Below are 20,462 nucleotides of genomic sequence, written 5' to 3' on the forward strand. Positions count from 1 at the left end.
TCGCGCTCATGCGTCGAGCGCGACCTTCGCCCCGGCCGCATGTTCGGTGTTGCGGCGCGTCTTCGCCCAGCCGTTGCGGCGGCGGATCAGCCGGAACAACGCGCGCCACGACGTCACGTAGAACGTGTAGATGTAGGCCGCGTACGCGAAGCCCATCCCGATCCCGCGCAGGATGTTCTTGCTGCGCAAGCACTTCAGCTGGTAGACCGGGCCCCAGACGAGGAACGGCAGCAGACCGAACGAGCCGTAGATGGCGAAGAGGATCCACGCGCCGCCGGTGAACCACGTCCACATCTGCGCCGGGTCGCCCGCGGTGCTCGCCACCAGCAGGATGAACGGGATCGGGTACAGCAGCGAGCCGAGCAGCTGCAGCCACGGCTGGGCCAGGTAGTACATCATCTCCGCGGCGCCGAGCGTGCTGACGTGCGGTGAATCCCAGATCCGGCGCAGGTAGCGGGCGCACTGCATGGTGCCCTGTCCCCACCTCGTGCGCTGCACCAGGAACCGTCGCAGGCTGTACAGACCCTCCTGCGCCACATGGGAATCCGGCGTGAACCCGGTGCGCCAGCCCGCCGTCAGCAGGTGGACGCCGAGCTCGAAGTCCTCCAGCAGCGAGCCGCGCCACGGCTCTTCGGCCGGGCCGGCGATCGAGTCGAGCGCGGTGAGCCGGGTGAACTGGCCGTTGCCGCCCATCGAGATCGTGCCGGTGAAGCCGCGGGACGTCTGGATCGCCGCGATCGCCGTGCGGAACTCGAGGTCCTGCAGCTGCGCGAGCTTCAGGCCGAACCAGCGCCCCACCGGGTTGCGCGACGGCGGCGGCGTTTCGACGTTGCTCATCCACACGTCGAGCTGGACCGCGCCGATCCCCTCGTCGCCGAAGAGGTGGTCCGCCGCGCAGACCTCCAGGCAGTTCGGGGCCGGCCGTCCGTCGGCGTCGACCACCACGACCACGACGTCGTCGCGGGCCGCCTCCGGCCCCATCCAGTCGTTCAGGGCCCGGTAGGCCGCGTTGAGCGCGTCACCCTTGCCGGTCCGGGCCTCGGGCCGTACGCGCGGCACGAGGTGCAGGTACGGGTCGTAGCCGCCGTGGCGCCGCCACAGCATCCGGACGACGCGCGCGGTGCGGTCGTCGGAGTCGTCGTCGACGACCCAGACGTGCGCCTTGCGGAACGTCGTGCGCAGGTAGCGCACGGTCTCGCGGATGACGGTCTGCTCGTCGCGGCAGGGCACGAAGAAGTGCCAGGTGAAGTCCGCCGGATCGCCCACCGGCGCGGGCTTGCGGCGCAGGTACGGCACGACGATCACGACGACGTACACCAGGAACGCCACGCTCATCGTCAGCGCGAACGCCTGCGTGATCGCCAGCAGGACCTTGACGCTCATGCGTTCTTCTTCCGCGTCGCGAGCCAAACGAACAGGACGAGCGAGACGGCGCCGCCGAGCACGCTGACCATCGAGCCGAGCAGCGTGTGGCCCCAGTAGTAGCCCTCGTCGGTGCCGTACTCGTGCACCAGCCCGACGATCGTGAGAATGCGCAGCTGATTCACCAGCACGACGACGAGCGCGGAAATGCCGAGGGAAAAGAAGAGCCGCTTCGCATTGGCCGGCCGAAAGTACACCATGGCCATGGTCACAACGAGCAGCGGAAGCAAAAGGAACGCCGACGAACATTCCGGCGTCATTCTCAACCCGAATGGAGTAGCACTGCTCAACCCAAAGTAAACAGACTCCCGATCAGGCGCGACATAAACACCCGATGTAGTGATGAGATCGAGGATCGCGCCGGCGAGGCGTACTTCGAGTTCACGGTAGAACCGCTCGGCCAGCACCACGGCGGCTCCCGCCGCGGCCAGCGCGCCGAGCGCGATGACCAGCGGAAACCTTGCCATGCCTGAGTTCGGAGCGCTCGCTACGGCCACGACGTTCCTCTCGGTGTCGATTCTTCGTTCAAGCTGCGGACCCCGGGCGAGCGTAAGTCATGAACACCTCGCGGTTCCACCCGGAGGGGTGGTTTGGCCGGCCATTCGGCAGTATCGATGGCGAACTTGCTACGCCGATCGGGTGATGTCCCCGGCGACCAGCGAAAACGACGACGTGGAATACCCGATCCGGTGATTCGGGAAATTATGTGTGCTATTCGGGCTGCTCTTCGCGATAGTCGATTCGCGTGCCGAGCCAAGGCAAGCCGGTCGATCCGCGCCGCCGTCACGCGAACTCCAGGGAAACTCAGCGAAATTCGGAGGACCAGTTGATGAAAAGCTCCCTCGTGCGCCGCGGCGGCCTGCTCGCCGCGGTGGTGGCGAGCTTCGTGCTCGCCGGCGCGGCGCCCGCTTCGGCCGCGCCCGGCGACGGGTCCGCGTACGGCGTCAAGGTCGACGTGACGCTCCTCGGCCAGCCCGCAGTGCACGTGGGGCCGCTCGCGGCCGCCAGCACCGCCGGACCGACGACGAGCACCTTGGCGAACGCCACCGTGCCCGGCATCCTCACCGCGGGGGTGATCGCCACCGAAGCCAAGCGTGACGAGAACTCCGGCGCGGTGACGGCGAAGGCGACCACCGCCGACGTCGGCCTGCCGCTGCTTCAAGCCGCGCTCGGCACCGTCGGCGTCAAGGCCGTCGAAGCCGTGTGCACCGCCACCCAGGAAGGCGTCAAGGGCAGCAGCACGCTGGCCGACGCGAAGCTCGGCAGCGTCGGTGCGGTCGACGCCAACCCGGCGCCGAACACCCAGATCAAGGTCGGGGTAGCCGGGATCAACATCGCGACGGTCATCCTCAACGAGCAGATCAAGAACAAGGACGGCAGCCTCACGGTCAACGCCCTCCACGTGAAGCTGCTCGGCGGGGTCGTCGGCACGCTCGGCGCCGGTGACGTCATCGTGTCGTCGGCGACCTGCGGCCCGGCCGCGCCGCCGATGCCGCTGGCGTCCGGCGCGGGGCTGTGGATCGGGCTCGGCCTGCTGGGCGCGGTCGCGCTGCCGGTCGGGACGCGCATCCACCGCCGCCGTTCCGCCCAGGTCTGAGCGAGGCCCGCATGTACAAGATGCCGGGCGCGGGCGTCGGCGTGGCCGGCGGCGGGGTGGGCACCCTCGCCGTCACCGGGGCCGACGTCGGGTGGTGGCTGGCCGTCGGCGTGCTCCTGGTCCTGCTCGGGACCGTCGCGCTGATCGCCGTCCACCGCCGCAACCGCCGCCTCTCCCGGGCGCGGGATTGAGAGGAGGGCCGTCGGCGTGCGCCCCTCGCACGCCGGCGGCCCGTCGTCGGGGGAAATTTCCGGGACACTGGACTACGTGGAGAAGGAGCGCCGCGGCGTGGATGTGATGTTGCTGGCCGGGACCCGCCCGGAAGCGCTCAAACTCGCGCCGCTGGCACTGGCGCTGGACGCGCACCCGGCCTTGCGGCCGGTCCTGGTCCACAGCGGGCAGCACGCGGGCATGGTCGAGCAGGCCCTGTCCCCGTTCGGCCTGGTCGTCGACGCGTGGCTGGACGTGCCGCCGCGGGTGACCGGCGGTCAGGCGGAGCTCGTCGCGGGCCTGCTGCCCGCACTCGACGACGTGCTGCGCCGGTTCGCCCCGGCCGCGCTCGTCGTGCAGGGCGACACCACGACGACGCTCGCCGGCGCGCTGGCCGCGTTCTGGCTGGGCATCCCGGTGGTGCACCTCGAAGCCGGGCTGCGCACGCACGACCTCACCGCGCCGTTCCCGGAGGAGGGCGCGCGGCAGATGGTGTCCCGCCTGGCGGCGCTGCACCTGGCGCCGACCCTCGGTGCGGCGGCGGCGTTGCGCGGTGAAGGCGTTGCGCGGCAACGGATCGCGGTCACGGGCAACACGGTCGTCGACGCGGTGCTGGAGATCGCCGCGCGCGACCTCCCGGCGCGCGACACGGCGCTGGCGTTGCTGGAGATGGAGATCGCGGAGGCGGGCGAGCGGCTGGTGCTCGTGACGTCGCACCGCCGCGAGTCGTGGGGCGAGCCGCTGGAGCGGACGCTGGCCGCGGTGCAGCTGATCGTGGCCGAGCACCCGGACGTGCAGGTGCTGTTCCCGGCGCACCCGAACCCGCAGGTCCGCGGCCAGGTGGAGGCCGCGTTGGAGGGCCTGCCGCGCGTGACGGTGACCGACCCGCTGGAGTACCCGGACCTCGTGCGCGCGCTACGGCTGGCGTCGCTGGTGCTGACGGATTCCGGTGGCATCCAGGAGGAGGCGCCGACGTTCGGCACGCCGGTGCTGGTCCTGCGCGACGTCACCGAGCGGGTGGAAGTCGTGGAAGCGGGCTGCGCGTGGCTGGTGGGCACGGACACCGAGCGGATCGCGGACACGGCGGCGCGGCTGCTGAGCGGCGAGCTGCGGCCGGCACAGGTCGGGAACCCTTACGGCGAAGGCGATGCGGCGGTGCTGGCGGTGGCGGCGATCGAGGAGATGCTCGGGGTGGCCACCACGGCCCACCGGCACGCCGCGGCTTCCTGAGACCCCTGCGGCAATGCAGTGAATGACTCATTCCTTGCACTGGGCGCCAGGAATGAGTCATTCACTGCGTTCGAGCGGGGGGCTAGAGCGAGACCACGCTGACCGGGAGGGCCGGGTTCGCGCTGAAGTCCAGCGGCGCAGTCGGGCGCTTCGCCGCCACCACGTGCGCTCCCAGGGCCGCGATCATCGCGCCGTTGTCCGTGCACAGGCGCGGCCGCGGCACGCGCAGCTCGATGCCCGCCGCCTCGCAGCGTTCGGCCGCCAGGGACGACAGCCGCGAGTTCGCCGCCACGCCACCCGAGATCACGATGGTGCCGATCCCCTGTTCCTTGGCCGCGCGGATCGCCTTCATGGTCAGCACGTCCGCGACGGCCTCCTGGAACGACGCCGCGACGTCGTCCACCGGGATTTCCTCGCCGCGCCGCGCGGCACCCTCGACCCAGCGCGCCACCGACGTCTTCAAGCCGGAGAACGAAAAGTCGTTCTTGGCGTCGCGCGGGCCGGTCATGCCCCGCGGGAAGGCGATCGCGGACGGATTTCCGTTCTTCGCCGCCTTGTCGATCGGCGGGCCGCCCGGGTAGGGCAGGCCGAGGACGCGCGCCACCTTGTCGTACGCCTCGCCCGCCGCGTCGTCCACAGTGGACCCCAGCTCGGTGATCGACGACGCGATGTCGTCGACGCGCAGCAGCTGCGTGTGCCCACCGGAAACCAGCAGCGCGAGACACGGCGCCGGCAACGGCCCGTGCTGCAACGTGTCCACGGCGATGTGCCCGGCCAGGTGGTTGACGCCGTACAGCGGCACGTCCAGCGCCGTCGCGTACGCCTTCGCCGCGGAGACGCCGACGAGCAGCGCGCCGGCCAGGCCCGGCCCGGCCGTCACCGCGATGGCGTCCACATCGGACAGAGTGAGCCCGGCTTTCTCGAAGGCGCGTGTGGTCGTCGGGACCATCGCCTCGAGGTGCGCGCGGCTGGCGACCTCGGGCACCACGCCGCCGAAGCGCGCGTGCTGCTCGACGCTGGAGGCGACCTCGTCGGCGAGCAGCTCGACCGCGCCGTCGTCGTGCAGGCGGACCAGGCCGACGCCGGTCTCGTCGCACGAGCTCTCGATGCCCATGATGATGCGTGACATCAGCCCGCCACCTCGTCTCGCGTCCGCGCCGGGCGGACCATCGTGTACGCGTCGGCACCGGAAGGCTGGTAGTAGCGCTTCCGGATGCCGAGCCGTTCGAAGCCGTGGCTCTCGTACAGCGCGAGGGCCGCGTCGTTGTCCGTGCGGACCTCGAGGAACACCGGCGCTTCGAACTCGTCGGCCCGCTCCAGCAGCGCTTGCAGCAGCGCCTTGCCGATGCCCTGGCGCTGGTACTCGGGCGCGACGCCGATCGTGTGCACGGTCGCCTCGTACTCGCCGCGGCGCCGCCCGACGACGGCCAGCCCGGCGTACCCGAGCAGCTCGTCGGTGTCGTCCGGACGCGCGGCGAGGTAGAAGTTGCCCGCGTCGAGCTCGGAGTGGAAGGCGCGGGAGCTCCACGGGTCGTCACCGGGGAAGAGGATCTGCTCGATCTCGACGCACCGGGCGATGTCCCGGCGGCGCAGCGGCTCGAGTCTCACGGCGCGGTCACCCGTTTCGGCGCGGCGGGCTCGGCGGCGTCGGGACGACGCAGGTACAGGGGCGTCAGCGGCGCGGGCGTTTCCTTCGCCAGCAACGCGCTCCGAGCGGCCTTCACCAGCCCGGCGGGCGACGGGAAGCGCGGCTCGATCGGCCGGACGTCGAGCGCGTCGGCGTACAGCAGGGCACCGTCGCCGGCGGCGACCTTGACGTCGGTTTCCAGGTCGGCCGGACGCTGGACGTGCGGGCCGTCGGTGCGGTTCCCGGCGGCGTCGTAGGCCGCCCAATAGACCTCGCGGCGACGGGCGTCGGTGAGGACGAGGAACGCGCTGTCGCCCGCGGGGACGTCGGCGGCCAGCGCGTCGAGGCTGCAGACCGGGTACACGGGGAGGCCGAGGGCGTGCCCGAGCGCGGCGGCGGTGGCCATCCCGGCGCGCAGGCCGGTGAAGGGGCCGGGACCGACGCCGACGACGATCGCGTCGAGGTCCTTGAGGGACGCTCCGGCGGCCTCGGCGGCGGCGAGCGCGTGCGGCATGATCAGTTCGCCGTGGGCCCGGGGGTCCACGGTGACACGCTCTCCGCGCGTCTCGACGCCGTCAGCGTCCACCGTGACCACACCCGCGGTGACCGCCGGGGTCGAGGTATCGATCGCCAGTACCAACACGGTGAGCAAGCGTACGACCAGGGTCTTCGGCCGCTTGCTGCAGGGGACTGATCCGCACGGTAACGTGCCAAGCGCGTCCGACACTGGGAGGTCCCCGCGGTGCCCGACCCGTTGTTCCCCACCCTCACGTCAGCTTCGGGCAAGGAAGCCCTCCGGTTCGGCGAACAGGCCCTGACCCACGAAGAGCTCGCGGCGGTCGCCGGCGGCCTCGCCGCCGGGCTGCCACGCGGCCGCGTCGCGGTCTGGGCGACCCCGACCCTGCACACGAGCGTCGCCGTCGTCGCGGCGCTGCTGGCCGGCGTCCCGGCCGTGCCGCTCAACCCGAAGATCGGCGAGCGCGAACTGGCGCACATCCTCGCCGACAGCGAGCCGCAGCTGGTGCTGGCCGAACCGGGCGTCGAGCTGCCCGAAGGCCTGGCGGCACTGCCCCGCCGGGACATCCCGCTGACCGGGGAAAAGACGCCCCTGGCCGAGGAGCCGGACCCCGAGACGCCCGCGTTGATCGTCTACACCTCGGGCACCACCGGGCCGCCGAAGGGCGTCGTCCTCCCCCGCCGCTCGATCGCGACGACGCTCGACGCGCTCGAGGACGCCTGGGGCTGGACCGGCGAAGACGTCCTCGTGCACGCACTCCCGCTGTTCCACGTGCACGGCCTGATCCTCGGCATCCTCGGCCCGCTGCGCCGCGGCGGCTCGGTGCGCCACCTCGGCCGGTTCTCGACCGAGGGCGTCGCGCGCGAGCTGTCGGCCGGCGCGACCATGCTGTTCGGCGTCCCGACGATGTACCACCGGATCGCGGGCGAGGTCGGCGCGGACAGCGCTCTCGCGGACGCGCTGCGCGGCGCGCGGCTGCTCGTCTCCGGGTCCGCGGCACTGCCGGTGCACGACCACCAGCGGATCACCGCGGCGACCGGCCAGCAGGTCGTCGAGCGCTACGGGATGACCGAGACACTGATGAACACGAGCGTCCGCGCGGACGGCGAGCGCAAGCCCGGCACCGTCGGCGTCCCGCTGCGGGGCGTCGAGCTCAGGCTGGTCGGCGAAGCCGGCGAGACGATCGACGACGTGGAGACGGTCGGCGAGATCCAGGTGCGCGGGCCCAACCTGTTCACCGAGTACCTCAACCGCCCGGACGCGACGGCGGCCGCGTTCGACGGCGGCTGGTTCCGCACCGGCGACATGGCCACGCGCGACACCGACGGGTACGTGAAGATCGTCGGCCGCAAGGCGACGGACCTGATCAAGAGCGGCGGTTACAAGATCGGCGCCGGCGAGATCGAGAACGCGCTGCTCGAACACCCCGGCGTCGCGGAGGCGGCCGTCACCGGCGAGCCGGACGACGACCTCGGCGAGCGGATCGTCGCGTGGATCGTGCCGGACGGCCCGCCGCCCAGCGCGGAGGAACTCGCCGACCACGTCGCGAAGCTGCTCGCGCCGCACAAGCGCCCGCGGGTCGTCCGGTACCTGGACGCATTGCCGCGCAACGACATGGGCAAGGTCATGAAACGGGCGCTCGGTGCCTAGGCAGCCGGCGCGCGAGATCGTCGGCGCGATCGCCACCGGCTTCGTGGAGTTCCCCACGCCGTTGCGCGAGGAGCCGGCCGACGGGCCGATCGACTGGCCCGGCTACCGCGAAGCGCGCTCCGCCGCCGAAGAGCGCACCGGCGAGAAGGAGTCCGTCGTCTGCGGGACGGCGAAGGTCGGCGACGTCGAGGCCGTGCTGGTCGCGTTCGAGTTCGGGTTCCTCGGCGGCTCGCTCGGGCAGCGCACCGGCGACCGGATCGAGGCGGCGTTCGCGCACGCCCGTGACGCCCGCCTGCCGGTGGTGTCGCTGATTTCGACCGGCGGCAGCCGCATGCAGCAGGGCATGCGCGCGTTGATGCAGCTGCAGCGGGTGGCGCGGGCGTCGGCGTTGACGCGGGCCTCGGGCATCCCGCAGATCTCGGTGCTGCGCGACCCGACGACCGGCGGCGGCTGGGCGACGCTCGGCGCGGGCGCCGACGTCATCCTCGCGCTGCCGGAGGCTCAGGTCGGCTTCGCCGGCTCGCGGGTCCGGCCGTCCGGTTCGCCGGAGGCGTACACCGCCGAGGCCAAGTACGAGTGGGGTCAGGTCGACGCGATCGTCTCCCCCGACGAACTCGGCTCCGCTTTGGAACGGTGGCTGCGGCTGCTGACGGCCCGGTCGTCGGCGGCGGCTCCCCCGCCTTCCGCGCTGCGAGCGGCTTCGCCGCCTTCGACGGGCTGGGAAGCGGTGCAGGCGGCCCGATCCCCGCGCCGGCCGCGGGCCGTCGAGTACCTCGACGCGTACTTCGACTGGCGCTCGGACGTCAGCGGCGACCGGGCCGGCGGCGTCGACCCGGGGGTGTCGTGCGGCTTCGGCTGGCGCGACGGCCGGACGATCGCGTACGCGGCCCAGTGCGGCACGCCGACGTCGCCCTCGGGCTTCCGGACGGCGGCACGGCTGGTGAAACTGGCGTCGCGGCTGGGCATCCCGGTCCTGACCCTGGTCGACACCCCGGGCGCGGCGAACGACGCGGCGGCGGAGCAGGCGGGCGCGGGCGGCGCGATCGCGGCGATGTTCGAAGCGGTCGCGACGGCGTCGATCCCGGTGACGACGCTGGTGATCGGCGAGGGCGGCTCGGGCGGAGCGCTGGCGTTCGCGGCGGCGGGGTCGACGTGGGTGACACCGGACGCGTACTTCTCGGTGACGTCCCCCGAGGCCGCGGCGGCGATCCTCAAGCGGCCGGCTTCGGAGGTCCCGGACCTCGCGAACCAGCTGCGGCTGCGGCCGCAGGACCTGGTCGACCTGGGCGTCGCCAGAGCGGTCGTGAGTCCGGCTCGATGATCGACGTCCGATCAGGACTGCGGCCACTCGGAGAAATACGGCACCCATCCGTGGTTGGATCTCGTGATGGGGTATCGACTGAACAGGCGAGCGGCGTTCGGTTTGGGGACCGCTGTCGCCGCTGGAAGCATTCTGACCGGCTCTCCCGCGTTCGCGCAGGAAGCAGACATCGAGGCCAGCCCGGCCACACCGGACCGGGCCAGGCAGAAAGTGAAGCGCGTCTACGACGACGCGGCCGCTGAGGCAGGCGGCATCTGGAACTCCTGCATCAGCGTGGCCGACCAGGTGGCCGTCGACGTGGCGTCCGACGAGATCGTCGAGGCGTACAGCGTCAACAAGGTCGCCGTCGCGGTCACCTTGATGGACAAGATCGACCGTGGCCTGCTCACGCTGGACCAGCAGGTCCAGGTGCCGGAGAGCATCGTCGTGCCGGGTGGCGACGGCATCATCATCCTGGACAAGGCGTACCCGAGCGCGTTCACGCTGGGTCACGTTCTGTCGCTGTTCCTCACTGTTTCGGATGACACGTGCGTCCGGCTGGTGGGGCTCGTGGTTCCGGCGGCCGAGATCAACGAGATCCTGGTGACCAAGGGCTTCCCCAAGACCCAGGTCACGCCGGTGGCCAACCCGAACCGCTACTTCCTCGGCCAGACCACTCCGCGCGAGACCCACGACCTGCTGAAGGCACTGGTGGCGGGCACATTGCTGAGCCCGGCGTCGACGGAGTACCTGCTGTCGATCCTGCGGTCGCAGGTGGCGTTCACCGACGGTATCCGCCGTGAGATGTCGTCCATCGATCGGGCGAGGATCGCCACGAAGGCGGGCTGGCTGAACGACGGCCGCAACGAGGCGGGGATCATGTTCGACGCCGCGGGCAAGCCGGTGCTGATCTACTCGATGTTCGCGCACGGCCAGGCGAACCCGGAGGACTTCGGGGCCACGCACCCGGTCCGGCAGGCCAGCGCGAAGATGGGGCCGAAGTTCCTGCGCGCGGTCGACAAGATCGCGGGCGCGGGCGCCAAGGCCTTCCGGGCACCGGTCTACCAGCAGTACAACGGCGGCTGAGAGCAGCTACCGAGGGCAGCGACCACCGTGGACACCGGGCGGTCGCTGCCCTCCGGCAGTGCGGGAATCCCCTGTCCTGTACGGACTTACGCCCGCGCCAGCTCCGGGACGCGGTCGGTCCAGGTGCCGTGCGGTTCGAGGGTGACCTCACGGACGTCGTCCTCGCGGCGGTCCAGCCGGACCACCAGGTAATCCGACGACAGCCGCTCCGCCGAGCCCTCGCCCCACTCGACCACGATCGCCGAGCGTTCCAGGTCCGTGTCCAGGTCGAGGTCGTCCAGCTGGGACAGGTCGCCGCCCAGGCGGTACGCGTCCACGTGCACCAGCGGCACCCCCGCCGGGCCGGCCGGGTGGACGCGGGCCAGCACGAACGTCGGTGAGCTGACGCGGCCGCCGACGCCGAGGCCGTCCGCGATGCCGCGCGTCAGCGTCGTCTTGCCCGCGCCGAGCGGTCCGGCGAGCAGCACCAGGTCACCCGCGCGCAGGGAACGGCCCAGGGACCGCCCGAACTCCATCGTGTCGTCGGGCGTGGGAAACACGAACGTCAACGCTGCCACCACCAGTTTCGCTGAGCCGAAGCCACGCCGTCCGCACCGGAACAGCGTTGCAGGAGATCGATCAGATGACTGTTCACCAGCTCGGGCTGTTCGAGCAGCACCATGTGCCCGGCGCCGCGGACGCGCACCAGCTCCGCGTCGGGCAGCTCGGCCGCGATCCGCTCGGCGTGCGAGAACGGCGTGAACCGGTCCGAATCACCGCCGATGACCAGCACTTCCGCGTGCTTCAGCCCGGCCAGCGCGGCGTACCGGTTGTGGCTGCCGAGCGTGTCGACGAAGTTGACGAGCCCGCGGACCGGCGTCACCTCGAGCATTTCGAGCATGAAGTCGACGAGTCTCGGCGCGACGTCGCGGCTGCCGAACGCCAGCCGCCGCACGGCCTGGCGCGTCAGCTGCCCGCCCGCGGCCCGGACGAACTCCACCAGCCCCGGCTGCCAGCCGGCGAGACCGCCCGCGGCGCGCGTCAACGGGTTGTACTTCGAGAGCAGTGAACGCGGCAACCCGCGTGCGCCCACTTCGCCCGCCGCGGTCGCGATGAAGGCCACGCCTTCGATGCGATCCTCGAACAGCTCGGGGAACTCGGCGGCCAGCTCCATGATCACCATGCCGCCCATCGAGTGCCCCAGCAGCACGATGGGCCCCTCCGGCACCACGGACCGCAGCACGCAGTCCAGGTCGCGCGCCAGCTGCTCGATCGTCGAGTTCTCCGCGGACGCCGCGCCGGACAGGCCGTGGCCGCGGTGGTCGTAGTAGACCTGACGCACGCGCGGCAGCCGGAGCGTTGCGAGGTCGCGACGCTGGAAGTGCCAGCAGCGCCGGGAAAGCGCGAAGCCGTGTACCCCCACGACAGTCAGTTCGGGTTTGCCGCCGTCTTCCGGGTCGATCTCCTCGACCGAAAGCGGCGTGCCGTCCTCGGCCGCGACCGTGGAAGTACGGTCCGGCTTCAGCTCCCCCAGCGGTTCGTCCACGTACGGATCCTCACTGTGCCGCCGCTGCTGCGCGGCGACGATAGCGGCGGCGGCGGTCCCGGTGGCGATGGCCCCGACCCCGCCGGCGATGGCCAGCAGTCGACGTGAAGGTGTCACTGGCGCGCCTCCAGATACCGGCGCCGCACCCGCGGGCGGTACATCGAGGTGACGATCTCGTAGTCGATGGTGCCCAGCTTGTCGGCCCACTCACGGGCCGTCGGCTCACCGCGCGTCCCCGGCCCGAACAGGACGACCTCGTCACCGACGGCGGGTTCGTAGTCGCCGCAGTCGACGATCAGCTGGTCCATGCAGACGCGCCCGGCGACCGGCCGCCGCTGCCCGCCGAGGAGGACGTCCATCCGCCCGGACAGTGACCGCGGGACGCCGTCGGCGTACCCGGCCGGCACGAGCGCCAGGTTCGTGTCGCGCTCCGCCGTCCAGGTGTGCCCGTAGGACACCGATTCGCCGGCTTCGACGCGCTTGACCAGGGCGACCGCGGACCGGAACGTCATGGCCGGGCGCAGGTCTTCGGCCTGCGGCACCGGGTTGAGCCCGTACATCGCGATGCCGGGCCGGACGACGTCGAAGTGCAGGTCCGGCCGGGTCAGCAGGGCCGCGGAGTTCGCCAGGTGCCGCTTCGGGTCGAGCCCGGCGGCGCGGGCGACGTCGTAGGCCTCGGCGAACCGCTTGGCCTGCAGATCGGTCGCCGGGTGGTCCGGCTCGTCCGCGCACGCGAGGTGGGACCAGATCGCGACGACTTCGACCCGCGGTTCGGCGGCCGCCGCTTCGACCAGCTCGGCCCAGCGGGCGGGCGGGCAGCCGTTGCGCGAGAGCCCGGTGTCGATTTTGAGGTGCACACGGGCCCGGGTACCCGCGGGGACCGCAGCGGCGATGCGAGCTAGCTCACCGGTGGAGCTCGCCGCGAGGTCGACGTCCGCCTCGATGCCCGGCGCGAAGTCGACGTCGGGCGTGTCCAGCCAGCTGAACAGGCGGGTCGTGATCCCGGCCGCGCGAAGACTCAGGGCTTCGCCGAGTGAGCAGGTGCCGAGCCAGCGCGCGCCGGCCTCGACCGCGGCGCGCGCCACCGGCAGCGCGCCGTGGCCGTAGGCATCGGCCTTCACCACGGCCATCACTTCGGAGCCGGGCGCGCGGGCGCCCAGCAAGGTGAGGTTGTGGCGGATCGCGTCGAGGTCGATGTCGACCTGCGCCCTGGGGAAACTGGAGGTCATGGCGCCCTCCAGTTTCCCATGACCCGAGGTCAGGGCAGGCGCGCCCCGGACGTGGCGGAGAACACGTGCAGCTCGTCGGGGCGAATCCGCAGGTGCAGCGTGTCACCCATGGCCGGCGGCGTGCGCGGGTCGACCCGGACGACGACGTTGGGCCGGGTGTCGTCGGCGTCGGTCTGGGCGAGCTTGCCGTAGACGAACGCGTCCGAGCCGAGCTCCTCGACCAGGTCCACCTTGATCGGCAGGGTGCCGTCTTCGCCGTTGGCGACCTCGAGGGCCTCCGGCCGGAAGCCGAGGGTCACGGTGTCCCCGTCGGCCGCGGCGATGGTCTCGCGGGTCAGCGGCACGCGCGCGCCACCCACCTCGGCGCCGTCGGCCGTGAGCTTCGCGGTGGCGAGGTTCATCGCCGGCGAGCCGATGAACCCGGCGACGAAAGCGTTGGCGGGCCGGTCGTAGAGAGCGCGCGGGGTGTCGCACTGCTGCAGCAGGCCGTCGGACAGCACCGCGACGCGGTCACCCATCGTCATGGCTTCGACCTGGTCGTGCGTGACGTACACGGTCGTGACGCCGAGGCGGCGCTGGAGCGCGGCGATCTGCGTACGCGTCGAGACACGCAGCTTCGCGTCGAGGTTCGACAGCGGCTCGTCCATCAGGAAGACCTGCGGCTCGCGGACGATCGCGCGGCCCATCGCGACGCGCTGGCGCTGACCACCGGAGAGCGCCTTCGGCTTGCGGTCGAGGTAGTCCACGATGTCGAGCAGCTTCGCGGCCTCGAGGACCTTCTGCTTGATCTCGGACGCGGGGCGGCCGGCGATCTTCAGCGCGAAGCCCATGTTCTGGGCGACCGTCATGTGCGGGTACAGCGCGTAGTTCTGGAACACCATCGCGATGTCGCGCGAGCGCGGCGGCAGCTGCGTGACGTCGCGGTCGCCGATCCAGACGGCGCCGTCGTCGATGTCCTCGAGCCCGGCGAGCATGCGCAGGCTGGTCGACTTGCCGCAGCCGGACGGGCCGACCAGCACCAGGAACTCGCCGTCGGCGATCTCCAGGTCCAGCGCGTCGACCGCGGGGCGCTCCGAACCGGCGTAGCGCCGGGTCGCCTTGTCGTAGGTGATGGAAGCCATCGGTCAGTCCTCTCCGAGATTCCGCCGGACCCCGTACGCCGCTTCGCGGGCTTCGAGGTGGCGCTGCTGGATCCGGTGGCCCTCGGCGCGCTGCGCCTCGGTCGGCTCGTCCAGCTCGAGCCTGGTCTTGTTCCCTTGCCAGGACGGGGGTTCCGCACTGGAAGCCAACGCCCACGCCGCCTGCCGCGCCGCGCCGATGGCGACGTACTCGGCGACTTCGGGCAGCTGCACGGGCACGCCGAACACCAGCGGCGCGACCGCGCGGACGGCGGCCGACTGCGCGCCCCCGCCGATCAGCAGCACGCGGCGGACGTCGAGGCCGTGCGCGCGCACCGCGTCGAGGCCGGCGGCCAAGCCGCAGAGCATGCCTTCGACGGCACTGCGCGCGAGGTTCTCCGGGGTCATGTTCGCCCGGGTCAGGCCGGCCAGGGAGCCGGTGGCGCCGGGCAGGTTCGGGGTGCGCTCGCCGTCGAGGTAGGGCAGGAAGGTCAGGCCGCCGGCGCCGGGCTCGGCCCGCAGCGCGAGCCGGTCGAACTCGCTCAGCGTCGCGCCGAGCATCGACGCCGTCGCCGTGAGCACACGGGCGGCGTTGAGCGTGCAGGCGAGCGGCAGGAACCGGCCGGTGGCGTCGGCGAACCCGGCCACGTCGCCGGACGCGTCGGCCGCGCCGGTCTCGGCAACGCCGAACACGGTGCCGCTGGTGCCGAGCGAGACGACGACGTCACCGGGCTGCAGTTCGAGCCCCAGCGCGGCGGCCATGTTGTCACCGGTGCCGGCGGAGACGAGCATTCCGCCGGGGGTGTGGCCGGCGGTGTCAGCCGGGCCGAGCACGGTCGGCAGCTCCGGCGTCCGGCCGCCGAAGGCGTGGGCCAGGACGTCGAGGCGGTAGGCGTTGTCGGACGGCGAGAAGTAGCCGGTGCCGGACGCGTCGCCGCGGTCGGTGACCGGGGCGCCGCCGGTGAGCTTCCAGGTCAGCCAGTCGTGCGGGAGCAGCACGCGGGCGACGCGGTCGGCGAGCTCGGGCTCGTTGTCGGCCAGCCAGCGCAGCTTCGTGACGGTGAAGCTGGCGACCGGCACCGAGCCGACCGACTTCGCCCAGACCGAGGGCCCGCCGAGCTCGTCGACGAGGTCGAGCGCCGACTGCGCCGAGCGGGTGTCGTTCCACAGCAGCGCGGGCCGGACCACCTCGTCGTGCTCGTCGAGGGTGACCATGCCGTGCTGCTGACCGCCGACGCCGATGGCCTTGACGTCGTCGAGCAGGCCCTTCGTGGCTTCTCCGAACGCGTCCCACCAGGCGGCGGGGTCGACCTCGGTGCCGTCGGGGTGCGGCGCGCGGCCGGTGCGGACGATCTCACCGGTTTCGGCGTCGCACACGACGACCTTGGTCGACTGGGTGGACGAATCGACGCCGGCGACCAGCTCAGCTGTCATAGGGCTGCCCCTCTGTGACGTGTTCGACGATCTCGATCGCGGTACCGGCGTTGAGCGCGGCCTCGATCTCCTCGGTGGGCGTGGCTTGGCCGGTGATCAGCAGGTCGTAGTCGCCGACGTCACCGTGCGCGTAGGTGGCGGTGCGGCCGAACTTCGAGTGGTCGACGACCAGGACCGTCCGGTTGGCGACCCGGAGGGCCGCCTTCTTGAGCTCGGCGTAGTCGCGGTCGGGGTGGAAGAGCCGCCCGACGGCGACGGCGGTGACCGAGACGAACGAGACGTCGGCGCGGAGGGAGTCGAGCAGGCCGAGGACCTCGGGGCCGGCGCAGGAGTCGTACTCGGGCGAGTACCGGCCGCCCGCCAGCACGACGTCGACCTTCGGGCCGAGCAGCCGGGCGGCGTGCAGCGAGTTGGTGACGACGGTGAGGGCGTCGATCTCGGCCAGGCGCTTGACCAGCGGGAGGAGCGTGGTGGAGTCGTCGACGAAGACGGTCTGGCCGGGCTGCACGTGGTTCGCGGCGGCCTCGCCGAGGGCTTCCTTTTCGCCGTGGTGGAGCGTGTCGCGGAAGCGGGCGGCGGTCTCGATGGTGAGCGCCGGGTAGGCCTCGACCTTGCCGCGGAGCTTGCGCAGGAGGCGGCGCTCGGCGAGGTCGTCGAGGTCGCGGTGCATGGTCATGAGGCTGACCCGGAACCTCGTCGTCAGATCGTCGATGCGGGCTTCGCCCTGCTCGATGACGTGGTCGAGGATGTCCTGCCGCCGCTGTTCGACGACGGCGTCGGACGGCCGGGTCTTCCGGTCTCCAGATGCTGTGCCGCCGCTCACACGGCATTCTTACCAGATTTACCGCCCAGAGTTAACAGAGAACTCGATAACTCTTCTCAGGACCAGCCACTACTTTCACCCGAAAGTGCGTCCGGAGCGGGAACTCCGGATCACTTTCGTAGAGAAAGTGACGTTCAGGGCGTCAGGGAGCGGATCGCGCGGATTGCCTCCGGGATCGCGTGGACCAGGCCGGATGCCGAGGTCGGGGCGTTCTGGGCCGCGATCGCTCCGGCCAGGGAGTGGACGTGCGCCGCGGCGGCCGCGGCCAGCCACGGGTCCAGGCCCGCCGCCAGTAGCGAGCCGACCAGGCCGGACAGCACGTCGCCTGAGCCCGCCGTCGCCAGCCAGGCGCCGCGCGGGGTGTTCACGGCGACGCGGCCGTCCGGGGCCGCCACCACCGTCACGTGCCCCTTCAGCAGCACCACCGCGTCGTACTTCTTCGCCGCTTCGCGCGCCGCCGTCACGCGGTCCGCGCCCGGTTTGCGGCCCATCAGGCGCTCGTACTCGCCCGCGTGCGGGGTCAGCACCAGCGGCGTATCCGGGTCGCGCGCGTCCAGGACCTCCGGGGACTTCGCGATGATCGTCGTCGCGTCGGCGTCCGCGCAGACCGGGACGCCCTGGCCGAGCACGTACCGCAGCACGTCGCGGCCCTCGGAACCCGTGCCGATGCCCGGCCCGACCGCCCACGCCTGGACGCGGCCGGCGTCCGCGACCGTGCCCGTCGCGATGATCTCCGGCCACTGCGACCGGACGACGTCGGCCGCGTGACCCGCGTAGCGCACCATGCCGGCCGTCGCGCGGACCGCCGAGCCCGCCGCCAGCACCGCCGCGCCCGGGTACGTCGCCGAGCCCGCCGCGATGCCGACCACGCCCTGGCTGTACTTATCGTCCTCCGGCCTGGGCACCGGCCAGGCCGCGGCGACGTCGACGATGTCGAGCCGGCGCAGGTCCGGGTCCGCCAGCTCGAGGCCGATGTCCACCAGCACGACCTCGCCGCACCACGACGGCGCCAGCGCGTGCACCGGCTTGAGCGCGCCGAACGTCACCGTGCGGGTCGCCTTCACCGCCGGGCCGTCGACGGCGCCGGTGTCCGGGTCGACGCCGCTGGGCAGGTCGACCGCCACGATCGGCGCCTCGACCAGCTCGACGAGCCGCGCGGCGTCGGGCCTCAAAGAGCCACTGGCGGAGATGCCGACGATCCCGTCGACCACGACGTCGGCCCGCGCGATCCACTGTGGACCGTCCTCGGCGGACACCACCCGGCCACCGGCCCGCTTCAACGCCTTGAGGCCGGCGGGGTGCGCCTTCTCAGGTTTCAGCAGGATCGCCGTGACGGCTACTCCGCGTCGCCGGAGGAAGGCTCCCGCCCAGAGCGCGTCGCCGCCGTTGTCACCCGAGCCGACCAGCAGCACCACCCGGCGGCCGGAAACGCCGCCGGTGTGGTCTTCGAGGAAGTCCGCGATCTGCACCGAGAGCCCGAACGACGCTCGCCGCATCAGCTCGCCGTCGGGCGTGACGGCGAACGCCCGCCCCTCCGCCTCGCGAATCCGTTTCGTAGTCCAGATTCCCTGCACGGCGAAGGCCTCCCTCTTTACGCTGTGTTATTCCACGGTGACGGACTTCGCCAGGTTACGCGGCTTGTCGACGTCGTACCCGCGGGCGCGGGCGATCTCCGCGGCGAGCACCTGCAGCGGCACCGTGGAGACCAGCGGCTGCAGCAGCGTCGGCACCGCGGGGACCTCGATGAGCTCGTCGGCGAACGGCCGGACGGTCTCGTCTCCCTCTTCGGCGATCACGATCGTGCGGGCCCCGCGCGCCTGGATCTCGCTGATGTTCGACACGAGCTTCGAGTGCAGCACCGCGCGGCCCTTGGGCGACGGCATCACGACGACGACCGGCAGGCCCTCTTCGATCAGCGCGATCGGGCCGTGCTTGAGCTCGCCGGCGGCGAAACCCTCGGCGTGCATGTACGCGAGTTCCTTGAGCTTCAGCGCGCCTTCGAGGGCGACCGGGAACCCGACGTGGCGGCCGAGGAACAGGATCGCCTTCGAGTCCGCGATCCGGCGGCCGAGGTCGCGCACCTGGTCCACAGTGGACAGTACCTTCTGGACGGCCGCGGGCATGGCCTCCAGCTCGGCGAACTCGCGCGCGACCTCGTCCGGGTACTTGGTGCCGCGGGCCTGTGCCAGCGCCAGGCCGACCAGGTAGTTGGCCGCGATCTGGGCGAGGAACGCCTTGGTCGACGCGACACCGATCTCGGGACCGGCGTGGGTGTAGAGGACGGCGTCGGACTCGCGCGGGATCTGCGCGCCGTTGGTGTTGCAGACGGCCAGCACGCGCGCCTTCTGCTCCCGCGCGTGCCGGACGGCTTCGAGCGTGTCCGCCGTCTCGCCGGACTGGGAGACAGCGACGACCAGCGTGTCGCGGTCGAGGACGGGGTCGCGGTAGCGGAACTCCGACGCCAGCTCGACCTCGACCGGCAGCCGCGTCCAGTGCTCGATCGCGTACTTCGCGACCAGGCCGGAGTGGTAGGCCGAACCGCAGGCGACGACGAAGACCTTGTCGACGTCGCGCAGGTCCTGGTCGGAGATGCGCTGCTCGTCGAGGATGATCCGGCCGGATTCGAAGTGCCCGCGCAGCGTGTTGGCCAGCGCTTCGGGCTGCTCCTCGATCTCCTTGAGCATGAAGTACTCGTGGCCGCCCTTTTCGGCGGCGGACAGGTCCCAGTCGACGGTGAACGGCTTGGCCTGGGCGGCGTCGCCGTGGAAGTCGGTGACCTCGTAGCCCTCGCGGGTGATGACGACGAGCTGGTCCTGGCCGAGTTCGACGGCCTCGCGGGTGTGCTCGATGAAGGCGGCGACGTCGGAGGCGACGAAGTGCTCACCGTCCCCGACCCCGACGACCAGCGGCGACGACCGGCGCGCGGCCACGATGGTGTCCGGCTGGTCGGCGTGGGTCACGACGAGGGTGAAGGCGCCTTCGAGGCGGCGGCAGACGGCGGCGACGCTGGCCGCGAGGTCACCCTTGGTATCGCCTTCGACGTAGGCGCGGGCGACGAGGTGCGCGGCGGTCTCACTGTCGGTGTCACTGGCCATCTCGACGCCGTCGGCCTCGAGCTCGGCGCGCAGGGCGGCGAAGTTCTCGATGATGCCGTTGTGCACGACGGCGACGCGCTGCGAGGCGTCGCGGTGCGGGTGCGAGTTGCGGTCGATCGGCGCGCCGTGGGTCGCCCAGCGGGTGTGGCCCATGCCGGCGGTGCCGGTGATGCGGTCGCGGCCGACCTTGTCGAGCTCGGCTTCCAGGTTGGCGAGGCGCCCGGCCTTGCGCTCGACGGTCAGCGCACCGGCGCCGTCGAGGACCGCCACACCGGCCGAGTCGTAACCGCGGTACTCCATGCGCCGGAGCCCGCCGAGGACGACGTCCAGTGCCGGGCGGTGCCCGACATATCCCACGATTCCACACACGCGCACCAGCCTAACGAGGGACATTCAGCGGGTTGACGGGGTCCGGAAACCGGGGTTGACCTGCGTAAACGTGAGTGGACATGGTCCGGACCAATGCACCTTGGGGCGCACGTGGGTGAGTGCCCGGGTCCGGGCTTCCAGCGCCCCAATGTGGCCTTGGTTGCGTCTGACGCACCCAAGGCGGCCGTGGGGGGGTCGCCCGCACCGCCGGGGGTCGGGATACGACCACG

Annotated in this window: 19 protein-coding genes; 6 read left to right on the top strand and 13 right to left on the bottom strand. The window is 71.8% G+C overall.

The genetic code is table 11. The features are described from left to right. Positions 1–6: 6 nt before the first annotated feature. On the bottom strand, positions 7–1,383 hold the full coding sequence (locus tag AB0M83_RS34405) for a glycosyltransferase (protein ID WP_364523480.1): 1,377 nt from the start codon (positions 1,381–1,383) through the stop codon (positions 7–9). Beyond that, positions 1,380–1,889, bottom strand: coding sequence for an exosortase P (xrtP, locus tag AB0M83_RS34410; RefSeq protein ID WP_364523515.1), 510 nt, complete (start codon positions 1,887–1,889; stop codon positions 1,380–1,382). Before xrtP ends, AB0M83_RS34405 begins: the two co-directional genes overlap by 4 nt. 362 nt (positions 1,890–2,251) lie before the next feature. On the opposite strand from xrtP, the gene AB0M83_RS34415 reads away from it, so the two are divergent. From AB0M83_RS34415 to wecB, 3 genes are all read left to right on the top strand, one after another. After that, positions 2,252–3,019 carry a choice-of-anchor P family protein gene (locus AB0M83_RS34415; protein WP_364523482.1) on the top strand — a complete coding sequence of 256 codons (768 nt, stop codon included), beginning with the start codon at positions 2,252–2,254 and terminating at the stop codon, positions 3,017–3,019. A gap of 11 nt (positions 3,020–3,030) precedes the next feature. Further along, entirely contained in the window at positions 3,031–3,210 is a 180-nt protein-coding gene (locus tag AB0M83_RS34420) for an LPXTG cell wall anchor domain-containing protein (RefSeq protein WP_364523484.1), read from the top strand. A 97-nt stretch (positions 3,211–3,307) separates the two neighbouring features. Next, positions 3,308–4,459, top strand: coding sequence for a UDP-N-acetylglucosamine 2-epimerase (non-hydrolyzing) (wecB, locus tag AB0M83_RS34425; RefSeq protein WP_364523517.1), 1,152 nt, complete (start codon positions 3,308–3,310; stop codon positions 4,457–4,459). Positions 4,460–4,541: 82 nt separating this feature from the next. Here the strand turns inward: wecB and tsaD are convergent, their stop codons facing one another. Genes tsaD through tsaB form a run of 3 tightly spaced genes read right to left on the bottom strand, consistent with a single transcriptional unit; the run spans position 4,542 to position 6,729 of the window. Then, positions 4,542–5,588: a tRNA (adenosine(37)-N6)-threonylcarbamoyltransferase complex transferase subunit TsaD gene (tsaD, locus tag AB0M83_RS34430; RefSeq protein WP_364523486.1), complete on the bottom strand. Its 1,047-nt coding sequence runs from the start codon at positions 5,586–5,588 to the stop codon at positions 4,542–4,544. Continuing rightward, the gene (gene rimI / locus AB0M83_RS34435; protein WP_364523488.1) at positions 5,588–6,067 is read right to left on the bottom strand and encodes a ribosomal protein S18-alanine N-acetyltransferase; all 480 of its coding nucleotides are present in this window, start codon (positions 6,065–6,067) and stop codon (positions 5,588–5,590) included. The genes tsaD and rimI overlap by 1 nt, the downstream gene beginning before the upstream one ends. Next, entirely contained in the window at positions 6,064–6,729 is a 666-nt protein-coding gene (gene tsaB / locus AB0M83_RS34440) for a tRNA (adenosine(37)-N6)-threonylcarbamoyltransferase complex dimerization subunit type 1 TsaB (RefSeq protein ID WP_364523490.1), read from the bottom strand. Before tsaB ends, rimI begins: the two co-directional genes overlap by 4 nt. Positions 6,730–6,828: 99 nt before the next feature. Between tsaB and AB0M83_RS34445 the strand changes: the two genes are divergently transcribed. From AB0M83_RS34445 to AB0M83_RS34455, 3 genes are all read left to right on the top strand, one after another. Continuing rightward, positions 6,829–8,253, top strand: coding sequence for an acyl-CoA synthetase (locus AB0M83_RS34445; RefSeq protein ID WP_364523492.1), 1,425 nt, complete (start codon positions 6,829–6,831; stop codon positions 8,251–8,253). After that, positions 8,246–9,574 carry a carboxyl transferase domain-containing protein gene (locus tag AB0M83_RS34450; RefSeq protein ID WP_364523494.1) on the top strand — a complete coding sequence of 443 codons (1,329 nt, stop codon included), beginning with the start codon at positions 8,246–8,248 and terminating at the stop codon, positions 9,572–9,574. The genes AB0M83_RS34445 and AB0M83_RS34450 overlap by 8 nt, the downstream gene beginning before the upstream one ends. A 210-nt stretch (positions 9,575–9,784) precedes the next feature. Then, entirely contained in the window at positions 9,785–10,639 is an 855-nt protein-coding gene (locus tag AB0M83_RS34455; protein WP_364523496.1) for a serine hydrolase, read from the top strand. A gap of 86 nt (positions 10,640–10,725) precedes the next feature. Here the strand turns inward: AB0M83_RS34455 and tsaE are convergent, their stop codons facing one another. The 8 genes from tsaE to glmS form a co-directional block, all read right to left on the bottom strand. Beyond that, positions 10,726–11,187, bottom strand: coding sequence for a tRNA (adenosine(37)-N6)-threonylcarbamoyltransferase complex ATPase subunit type 1 TsaE (gene tsaE, locus AB0M83_RS34460; RefSeq protein WP_364523498.1), 462 nt, complete (start codon positions 11,185–11,187; stop codon positions 10,726–10,728). After that, positions 11,184–12,281 carry an alpha/beta hydrolase gene (locus tag AB0M83_RS34465; RefSeq protein ID WP_364523500.1) on the bottom strand — a complete coding sequence of 366 codons (1,098 nt, stop codon included), beginning with the start codon at positions 12,279–12,281 and terminating at the stop codon, positions 11,184–11,186. The genes tsaE and AB0M83_RS34465 overlap by 4 nt, the downstream gene beginning before the upstream one ends. Further along, on the bottom strand, positions 12,278–13,393 hold the full coding sequence (gene alr / locus AB0M83_RS34470) for an alanine racemase (protein ID WP_364523502.1): 1,116 nt from the start codon (positions 13,391–13,393) through the stop codon (positions 12,278–12,280). Before alr ends, AB0M83_RS34465 begins: the two co-directional genes overlap by 4 nt. Before the next feature lie 29 nt (positions 13,394–13,422). Beyond that, positions 13,423–14,514 (bottom strand): sn-glycerol-3-phosphate ABC transporter ATP-binding protein UgpC, encoded by a 1,092-nt coding sequence (ugpC, locus tag AB0M83_RS34475; protein ID WP_364523504.1) that lies wholly within the window; start codon positions 14,512–14,514, stop codon positions 13,423–13,425. A gap of 3 nt (positions 14,515–14,517) precedes the next feature. Then, entirely contained in the window at positions 14,518–15,945 is a 1,428-nt protein-coding gene (gene xylB / locus AB0M83_RS34480; protein ID WP_364523506.1) for a xylulokinase, read from the bottom strand. Further along, on the bottom strand, positions 15,935–16,768 hold the full coding sequence (locus tag AB0M83_RS34485; protein ID WP_364523507.1) for a DeoR/GlpR family DNA-binding transcription regulator: 834 nt from the start codon (positions 16,766–16,768) through the stop codon (positions 15,935–15,937). The genes xylB and AB0M83_RS34485 overlap by 11 nt, the downstream gene beginning before the upstream one ends. 134 nt (positions 16,769–16,902) lie before the next feature. Next, complete coding sequence (locus AB0M83_RS34490) at positions 16,903–18,342, bottom strand: NAD(P)H-hydrate dehydratase (RefSeq protein ID WP_364523509.1); 1,440 nt, start codon at positions 18,340–18,342, stop codon at positions 16,903–16,905. A gap of 27 nt (positions 18,343–18,369) precedes the next feature. After that, entirely contained in the window at positions 18,370–20,232 is a 1,863-nt protein-coding gene (gene glmS / locus AB0M83_RS34495; protein WP_364523511.1) for a glutamine--fructose-6-phosphate transaminase (isomerizing), read from the bottom strand. Positions 20,233–20,462: the final 230 nt, after the last annotated feature.

The organism is Amycolatopsis sp. NPDC051106, from assembly GCF_040682775.1.
In the GTDB taxonomy this organism is placed as follows: Bacteria; Actinomycetota; Actinomycetes; order Mycobacteriales; family Pseudonocardiaceae; genus Amycolatopsis.